Annotated in this window: 8 protein-coding genes; 5 read left to right on the forward strand and 3 right to left on the reverse strand. The window is 29.2% G+C overall.

From position 1 onward, the window contains the following. Nucleotides 1-56: 56 nt before the first annotated feature. From HMPREF0629_RS00535 to HMPREF0629_RS00545, 3 genes are read right to left on the reverse strand one after another with little or no spacing between them, the layout of a single operon-like run. Nucleotides 57-1,469, reverse strand: a complete 1,413-nt coding sequence (locus HMPREF0629_RS00535) for an alanine/glycine:cation symporter family protein (protein WP_009221421.1) — start codon at nt 1,467-1,469, stop codon at nt 57-59. Between the two features lie 15 nt (nt 1,470-1,484). After that, the gene (glsA, locus tag HMPREF0629_RS00540) at nt 1,485-2,408 is read right to left on the reverse strand and encodes a glutaminase A (protein ID WP_009221422.1); all 924 of its coding nucleotides are present in this window, start codon (nt 2,406-2,408) and stop codon (nt 1,485-1,487) included. Continuing rightward, a complete protein-coding gene (locus HMPREF0629_RS00545; protein WP_009221423.1) occupies nt 2,408-4,468 on the reverse strand; it encodes a sigma-54-dependent Fis family transcriptional regulator in 2,061 nt (686 codons plus the stop codon). The genes glsA and HMPREF0629_RS00545 overlap by 1 nt, the downstream gene beginning before the upstream one ends. Nucleotides 4,469-4,693: 225 nt before the next feature. Between HMPREF0629_RS00545 and HMPREF0629_RS00550 the strand changes: the two genes are divergently transcribed. The 5 genes from HMPREF0629_RS00550 (at nt 4,694) to HMPREF0629_RS00570 (ending at nt 9,121) form a co-directional block, all read left to right on the forward strand. Further along, a complete protein-coding gene (locus HMPREF0629_RS00550; RefSeq protein ID WP_036730187.1) occupies nt 4,694-5,287 on the forward strand; it encodes an ATP-binding cassette domain-containing protein in 594 nt (197 codons plus the stop codon). Continuing rightward, on the forward strand, nt 5,284-6,753 hold the full coding sequence (locus HMPREF0629_RS00555) for a hypothetical protein (RefSeq protein ID WP_009221425.1): 1,470 nt from the start codon (nt 5,284-5,286) through the stop codon (nt 6,751-6,753). Before HMPREF0629_RS00550 ends, HMPREF0629_RS00555 begins: the two co-directional genes overlap by 4 nt. Before the next feature lie 24 nt (nt 6,754-6,777). Beyond that, nucleotides 6,778-7,854, forward strand: a complete 1,077-nt coding sequence (locus HMPREF0629_RS00560; RefSeq protein ID WP_009221426.1) for a hypothetical protein — start codon at nt 6,778-6,780, stop codon at nt 7,852-7,854. Continuing rightward, entirely contained in the window at nt 7,851-8,849 is a 999-nt protein-coding gene (locus tag HMPREF0629_RS00565) for a hypothetical protein (RefSeq protein ID WP_009221427.1), read from the forward strand. The genes HMPREF0629_RS00560 and HMPREF0629_RS00565 overlap by 4 nt, the downstream gene beginning before the upstream one ends. Before the next feature lie 65 nt (nt 8,850-8,914). After that, entirely contained in the window at nt 8,915-9,121 is a 207-nt protein-coding gene (locus tag HMPREF0629_RS00570; RefSeq protein ID WP_009221428.1) for a heavy-metal-associated domain-containing protein, read from the forward strand. Nucleotides 9,122-9,157 lie beyond the last annotated feature (36 nt).

The following is a 9,157-nucleotide window of genomic DNA, read 5'->3' on the forward strand; positions in this document are numbered from 1 at the left end:
AAAAACTTGCGAGAGTTTATTTTCCTCGCAAGTTTTTGTTTTATATAAATTTTTAATTATTTCCAGCAAGGAGCTTCTTTTTCATCTACTCCAATATTTTTAGCTACAAACACAGGATTTTTACCTTGTGATTTTTGTGATGCATAGTCTTTTAATGCCTTAATTGTAACTCCGCCCAACATCAAAATTGAAGGTAAGTTGATTAGTGCCATAATACCCATTAACAAGTCCCCTAAATCCCATAGGAATCCGGCTTCTTGAGTAGCTCCTACAAATATAATTAGAACTGCTACTATTCTATAGATTGTCATAAATGTCTTGCTCGGAACTTTTCCGTTAATATACGCTAAGTTGTTATCTACATAGTATAAATTACCAATTAATGTTGTAAATGCAAATAGAATTAATGCAAATGTTATGAAATAGAATCCCATACCGCCAAATCTTGTTGCTAATGCATTTTGAATATATGGAGCACCGCTCATTTCCGCATTCGGTTCAATTCCTGAACTCAATCCCATAAATGCTGTTGCAGAACAAATTAATATTGTATCTATAAATACTGAAAGCATTTGTACAAGACCTTGTTTTACAGGGTGAGATACATCTGCTGATGCCGCAGCGTTCGGTGCAGAACCTATACCTGCTTCATTTGAATATAGTCCTCTTTTAATACCATACATCATTGATGAACCTGCTATACCGCTAAATATAGCCTTGAAGTCAAATGCATCGCTAAAGATTTTTCCGAATACCATAGGCATATTTCCTATATTTAAAATTATCATTATAATTGACGCTGCGATATAAACAACGCCCATTACAGGAACTAATACAGATGTAAATTTAATTATTCTCTTTCCGCCGCCAAAAATACAATATGCTGTTATAAGAGCTAAAACTCCGCCTATAATTTTTGGTGTAATATTTGCATCATAGAATGAATAACTGCTAAAGCTTGTTTGTAAATTGAAAGCCGCCAACATATTAAAACCAAGAGCATATGTTGCAATTAAACTAACTGAGAAAATTATTGCAAGAGCTTTGTTCTTTAATGCTGTTTCAATATAATATGCAGGTCCCCCATAGTAATTTCCTTCACTGTCTTGTCTCTTATAAATTTGGGCAAGAGTAGATTCAACGAATGCAGATGCTCCGCCTATTATAGCTATAACCCACATCCAGAAAACTGCACCATATCCACCTAGACATAACGCTGTTGAAACTCCGACGATATTACCTGTACCTACTCTTGATGCTGTTGATACCATTAGAGCTTGGAATGATGATACAGAACCTTCTTTATTCGGTTTTTCCATTACTACCTTAAATGTTTCACTTAAATACTTAAACTGGATAAGTCCGGTTTTAACTGTAAAATATAAACCTATTACTAAAAGCAAAATTATTAATATAGGATAATATAACACTCCATTTAATTTTCCTATGATGTTACTTAAAAATTCCATATTTCCTCCTATTAATCATATAAATATATTTAAATCCAAAGAATTTGATAATTCTTCCAATATTTTCTTACCTCTTACACTGTTGCCGGATCCGTCAAGCCTTGGAGAATATGTGCAAATTCCGCATTTCCCCGGAACTATTCCTATTATTCCTCCGCTAACTCCACTCTTTGACGGAAATCCTACTTCCATAAGATACTTTCCGCTTTCTTCATACATCCCGCAAGCAGCCATAAGTGCCAATGTAATTTTAACAACCTTTTTTGATATAAGCTGTGTCTTTCCATCTAATGACATTCCACCATTAGCAAGAACTGCAGCAATAGTTGCAAGTCCTTCTATATTTATTCCTATAGAACAATTTCTGATATACAGATCAAGCACATCTTCCGTATCTTCTGAAAAGATATTTTTACTTTTTAGATAATATGCTATCGAACGATTTATATCCGTAGTCTGCATTTCAGAATTATATACAGTCTCTAAAAATGTCACTTTATCGCTATTACTTAAAATCTTTACTTTTTCAACAACTCTATTAAATCTCTCGTCCACATCTTTCCCTCTGATTAATGATGCTGTAGTTATAGCACCTGCATTTATTAAAGGATTTGCAGCTCTGTCTTCAATAGGTCTTATGGAGTTGAATTTATATTCTGTCGCTTCTGTTCCAACTCTCGAAAAAACTTCTTCCTCACCGGCATCTTCAAGTGCCATTATTAAAGATATTATTTTTGATATTGATTGCATAGAAAAAATCAGTTCTGTATCTCCTCTCAAAACTCTTTCTCTATCAACCGTTACTACGGCAAGTCCAAAGTTATCTGCATCTACATTTGCAAGTTCAGGAATATATGTGGCAACATTTCCAACTCCTATAAGATTTTGAGTACTTTTTATGACCTCATCTACCCTTGCTTCCAAATTTTTGATATCCATTAGTCTATACTCCTTATAGTTTCTTCTATCTTGTCAATAAATTCTGTTTCATAATCTAAAATATATCTTTCTTTAAGCAAATATTCCCTTCCGATACATGTTATCTCATTACCACGTCTTCCAACATTCGTAGTTATAAATTTTTTCTCTTCTAAATATTTGAGAATATTTCTTATTTCATTTTCAGATATTTTATAATAGATTGTTGTAAACAGCTTTTCAATTGTCCTTCTTCCGGGACCTCTGTTTAATATTTGCAAAGCATATATCAATTTTAAAACTAAAGCAAATTCACATTCTTTGGAAAGATATCTGTCAAGATGTAAATTTTTAGGTATAGAATCAAATCCGACTTCTTTTTTAGTCATAACCTCTATATAGTTTAGTATGTTTTTCAATTCTCTTACATTTCCCGGCCAATTATAATTTATGCAAAATTCCTCAAAATCTCTGGTAAAGTTTCTTGTTATGCCTTTCTTTTTCATATAGCTGTTAATTATTAAATAAGTGTCTTTACCTCTTTCATGCAGCGGAGAAATATTAATTTCAAAAGCATTTAACCTATATAATAAGTCCATTCTAAAATTTCCGTCTACGACCATTTTATTTATATCTTTATTTGTTGCCGCTATTATTCTAACATCCACATCTATAAGTTTGTCTCCACCTACTCTCATAATTTTCTTTTCAGCTAAAGCTCTTAAAAGTCTCGGTTGAAGTTCCATAGGAAGATCCCCTATTTCATCTAAAAACAAAGTCCCGCCATTTGCTCTTTCAAATAGTCCTATCTTTCCGCCCTTCTTAGCCCCTGTAAATGCACCTTCTTCATATCCGAATAATTCAGACTCGAGAAGTGTTGCTGATAGAGTAGAACAGTTTATAGCAACAAACGGTTCCTTTGCTCTATTCGAGTAGTTATGAATTGAACCTGCAAAAAGTTCTTTTCCCGTTCCGGTATCCCCTAATATCAATACCGGATTTTCCGTTTTAGAATACACCTTTGCTATTTTTATACTTTCTTTTATGTTAAATGAATTTCCGATTATATTGTCAAATGTATACTTTGAAAAATATCCGCTTTTAAAAATCTTATTCGTCTTATTATAAAGTTCAACAACATTAAAATATTCTCTTAGAATTATCATTTTGCCGAAGATTTCAGATTTGTATTCTATATTTCTCACAGTTATAAAACATTCAACATTTCTTACCTTTATCAGTTCTTCTTTAACATCCTGATCTCGTATTATTTTTAAAAATTCTTCTTCTCTTTCGAAAACCTCATATAAATTTTTATAAAGAACATCTTTTTTGCTAATGCCTAAAATTTTACACATAACACCATTTATAGTATTTATGTCAAAATCGGAGTCTACAATCAAAACTCCTCCATCAAGATAATCTATGGCAAATTCAAGTTTCGCTTCTGAAACATACTTTTGTTCCAGTGAATAATTAATTCCATACCAAAAAGTAGGTACTAAATTTACCATCTTAAGCACTATATCCCTTGCAACTTTTTCTTCAATATTTAAAATATAAATTATATCAAGAACATTAGATACGTCTAAAATCCTATGACCTATTATAATATCCTTGCCTGTAATTCCATCTTCCAAATCCATTTTTTCCGGTGCAACGTGAATTATGTAATCATATTCTTTTGAAGTAAGTATCTTACCCGGAAAATACGGTTCCATAAATATATCTGTTCTTCCAAGCTGATATATAAGCGCCATAGTTTCATTTGCCATAAATTCATTTATATTTACAACTAAAACTTTACTGTCCGCTTCTATCTTATTCAATTCTTTAAGCGCTGCTTTTGTAATTGTACGCTTCATCATAAGATGCGGTACATCACAGTTGATTTTTTTAATAAGCAAATTTATAATTTCGGGATCCGTATATAATATTAAATCTGTATCTTTAACCGGCGGTACCGGTTCCATTTCCAAATTTCTATAATCTACCAAGACATCTTTAAATATTGAATTTACTTGTTCTTTATAAAAAATTGATGCTTCCTCGTCAATAGAAAGAATTGTAATCCTTTTCATACTCCCTCCTTTTTTATGAGATCATTAACTTTATAACGCAATTTTCATGCCAACCTTTAAATTTTAAATATTAGGAAAACAATACGATTTGCAGTTCAGCATAGTCATATTATAACTTATTAAATGGGATACTATATATTATACTATATTTTTAATCCCATTAACAGAGTTCTTTTCCTGTATTATCTTTTAAGACATTATGATATAATTAGAATAGGTGATTATATGTTGATGGAAATTTCAAATTTAAGCGCATCCTATGGGAAAAATTTAATTCTGAATTCAATATATTTTACTATAGAAAAAGGGCAAAGTATTTGTATTTTAGGAGAAAACGGCTGTGGAAAATCAACTTTGTTGAAATCAATCTGCGGTCTCAAAAAATATTCGGGAGAAATAAAATATTCCGACTCTCTAAAAATCTATTACTTGCCTCAAGATAATGTATTGATAGAAGACATAAATGTATATGATAATATCAAACTGTTTTTAAATAATACATCTGATATTAAAAACAACAAATACATAAAATTATTTGAGATAGACAAGATATTCAAAAATAAGGTGTCTTCACTTTCAGGAGGGACAAAGAAAAAAGTTTCTCTATGCTTGAGTTTAATGGAAGATAATGATTTATTAATTTTAGATGAACCTTTTGCAAACTTAGATTCAAAAAATAAATCACTGTTTTTGGATATATTCAAAACAAAAAAACTAAATGGACTTTCTATTTTATACACTTCTCACCTAAATGACATGTCTGCCGCATCAGACATTAAACTTTATTTAAAAGACGGAAAATTGGAGGTCATGGTATGAAAAAATTAAAAGGTGCAATAAATTCTAAATTGATTATTGCGGTATTGGCAGTGCTTATAGTCGGAGGCGGAATATTTGCGTTTACAAAAGGAGCTTCCGGATCAAAAGCGGAAGTTGCAAAAGCTCTTATGGGATTAAAAGATGAATATTCTAATACTATAAATGATTTTGCTCCCGACTTCGGAACAAAAGAAATGATGCAAAAATATTCTAAAGACGGAATTTTTTCTGCAGATATAAATCTAAATACGGATTATTTTAAATCCCAAGGTATAGATAGTGCAGGATTAACTTACTCTATAAAAAACAATCCGAAAGAAAATTTATACAGTCTTACCTTAGATGCAAACGGTGGAAGTCTATCAGCTTCAGCAGATCTTACACTTATTAAAAATGACGTATATCTAAATATTCCTATGTTATATGACAATGCATTTAAAATTGTCGGAGACACAGTCGGAGCCGATATTCAAGATTCTGCACTTGTAAAGTTCTTGGGAGCTGACTTATCTGAGTATAAAGATTTAAAATTTGATTTTACTTCCTTACCACGCACAACAGATGAACTTAAAAAAGATTTTTCAAACTATATAAAAACAGAATCCAATTCATTAATAAAAAATCTTGAAGTTACAAAATCTTCTGCATCTGATGATGAAACTGCAAAAATTAATAATTTATTAACTGATTCATCAAGAAAAATAACTCCTGAAAAATTCGAACTGAAATTTAAGGCAGATGATATTAAAGCAGTAATGAAAAAGTCATCAGAATATATCGTGGATTTACAAAAAAGAGAACTTGCCGCAATAGGATTTAATGATGAAAGTGCACTTGAAGATATCAGCTCTTCAATCAAAGAAGCTCAAGAAAAAATTGATGAAATGAAAATTGCGGATCCATATATAATAAATGTATTTATCGAAAACGGAAAAGTAGTTGCAATCAATACAAATATTTCCGAAGAAGAAAAAATTTCAGCAGAAATATACTTCTTAGGTTCTAAAAATACAACAGACAATATGATCCTTAATATACTTGAAGATGACAAGGAAAAAACTACAATCTCTTCTAACATGTCATTATCAGACAGTGCAAACATCATTAATGTAAATGTTAAATCAGAGTATGACGAAATAAATTATACCGAAACTTATAACCCTACAGATAAAACTCTAAAGGTTGAGGGTAATTTTAACGAAGAAGTTATTTCTCTATCAGGAAAATTTGAAAATATTGAAAAGGGAAAGAGATATAATTTTATATTTGATAATATTTCTATTCCGGGTATTGAGTTTAATTTGGGCGGAAATTTAAATTTCTCAACTGAAACTCCTGAAATAAACGCTCCTGAAAATGCAATAGAAATTTTAAAACTTGACGAAAGCGAAATCCAATCACTCATGACAAAAATTGAAGGAAATGTTCAATCATTTATGATTGCAGTACAACAACTTGGAATGTAATACCTGTATTAAAAGGTGATTATAATGAAATACTTTTTATTAAGATTAAAAAGTAAATTTAAAATTTTGCCCATATTATGTGCTGTTATGCTCATTTTTATGGGCAGTTTTTACATATTAAAAAACAATTTTAAGGCAAAAAAAATAAATCTTTCACTTCATTTTGAAGAACAATCGAATAAAAATAATTTAATTCTATTTCTTGTAAAGGGAACTGCCAGCGTAAAAAATGCAATAAATGTAAAACTTGAAACTAATCTTGAAAATGCTTTTAGTGATTTGAAAAATGGAAAAACAGATATACTTATAAATGTACCCGAAAACTTTTATGAAAGCATAATTGACGGCACAAATAAAAGTGCAACCATATATTTTTCAGACTCTACAGAAATTGTAAAAGGAGTTTTTAAATCTCTAAGTGAAAGTTCCGTAAAAATGCTTTCTTCCGCACAAGCAAATATCTATATTTCAGATAACATAAAAGACGGTAAACAGGGCTATAGAAATGAAGAATTAAATAAAAAACTTTTAAGTGAATCTCTAAATAGAGAAAAACTTTTTAAAAAAGTTTATATTAAAAGCAATGTAAGTATGGCTGAAATTTATATTTCAATTTTAATATCATCAATTATTATCATTGCACTTAGAAATACAAACTATATAAATACATACGCCTATTTGAAAGTTAGAGGAAATTCTATTTTCAAATTAAACTTGTATGAAGTTGTATCCAACACGATAATTTTATTTTTGATATTTATTGTTTCTTATAATATAGCTAACAAACCCTTGAACATGCTTACAGACAGTATAAAAATTTTAATTATCTCTGCATTCATCAGTGCCTTACTTGAACTGTTATTGATTTTATTTAAAGAATCCTGTATTTTTGCTATATTAATTATCTCAATACTATCAATCTTAAATTCGGGAATTATAATCTCACGTTCTATTATTCCTACTTATATTATAAAGGCTTTCTCCATTATGCCTATAAGTTTGATACTAAAAGACGCTCCAAAAAGCTATATTCTAATATCGGCATATACTATCTGTTTTATGCTTTTCACAAATTACTTAATAAGGAGGAATTTTGAATGAAGCTTTTAATTTTTATGAAGAGATATTTAAAAAGCAAATTATTTTATCTCTCCTTACTATGTGTTTTTGTTTTAGCATTTCTATATACTACAGTTGACTTAAATTCAAGTGATAATTTAAAAATCGGAATTATTGATAAAACAGATAACTGTCTTTCCCAAAATTTAATTGACAAGTTATTAACTTCAAGCGGATACTTTAAATATATAAAATATTCAAATGAAGAAAATTTGCTTCAGGATTTAAAATCCGAAAACATAAATTATGGATTTGAAATTGACTTAAATTCTGATGGAAAATTTATACAGTATTCATTTGATGATAATTTTTCGGGAATTGCAAGAGAAGATATTTATTCAAATTATTTTGAAATAACTACATCGGAATATACAAAAAACCTATTAAAATTAGATGAACAAAAATATAAAACTCTATACGATAAATATATTAAACAAACTTTTTCATTTAATTATGAAGATAAATTCTCCGGAAAAGTATTTCCATTATTTGAAACTTCAAGCCTGCTCATACTTGCTTTAAATACACTTACTATTTATGATTACTTTATATTAGAAAGTAATTCTAAATACTTTCAAACCGTAAATGGAAGAAAAAATAAATCGATTTTTATATTGGCAGCTATATTGATAAACTCAGGATTATTTTTAATTTTGTTGAAACACTTTATAGATATAGATATAAAAAAATATTTACTATATATAATTTGTATATACCTATATGAATTACTGTTAATAAAATTATTGAGCAGAAAATACTTCTTAATTTATATGCCGCTTACAATTTTACTTTCAATGATTTCCATAACTGCTGTAAATATAAAAACAAGCTATTCCTATCTTGCACTGTTATTTTTAAACAACTGCTATACAAAAAGTCAAAGCTCAATAATTTATTTAATAATTCCATTAATAATTTTATCTGTCTTAAATTTAACTATAAATTTATGCCATTATAGAAATGATGGAAATTTGTAAAAAATATAATTAAACAGTATGATATAATATTTATGTAGTATGGTTTAATAAAAGGAGGTATAGCGATGAAAAAAATAATTAATATAAGTAATATGACATGTGAGCACTGCTCTGCTCATGTTAAGGAAGCTCTTGAAAATTTAAATGAAGTTTGCGATGTTAAAGTATCCCTATTCAGAAAAAGAGCTGTTGTTGAAGGCGAAAATCTAAGTGACGATATTTTAAAAAATGCGGTTGAAACTGCAGGATATACTGTTACTTCAATAGAATGACAATTGTTAAAAAATCCCTTACATTAATGTAAGGGA

This window comes from Peptoniphilus sp. oral taxon 386 str. F0131 (assembly GCF_000090945.1).
In the GTDB taxonomy this organism is placed as follows: domain Bacteria; phylum Bacillota; class Clostridia; order Tissierellales; family Peptoniphilaceae; genus Anaerosphaera; species Anaerosphaera mikwangii.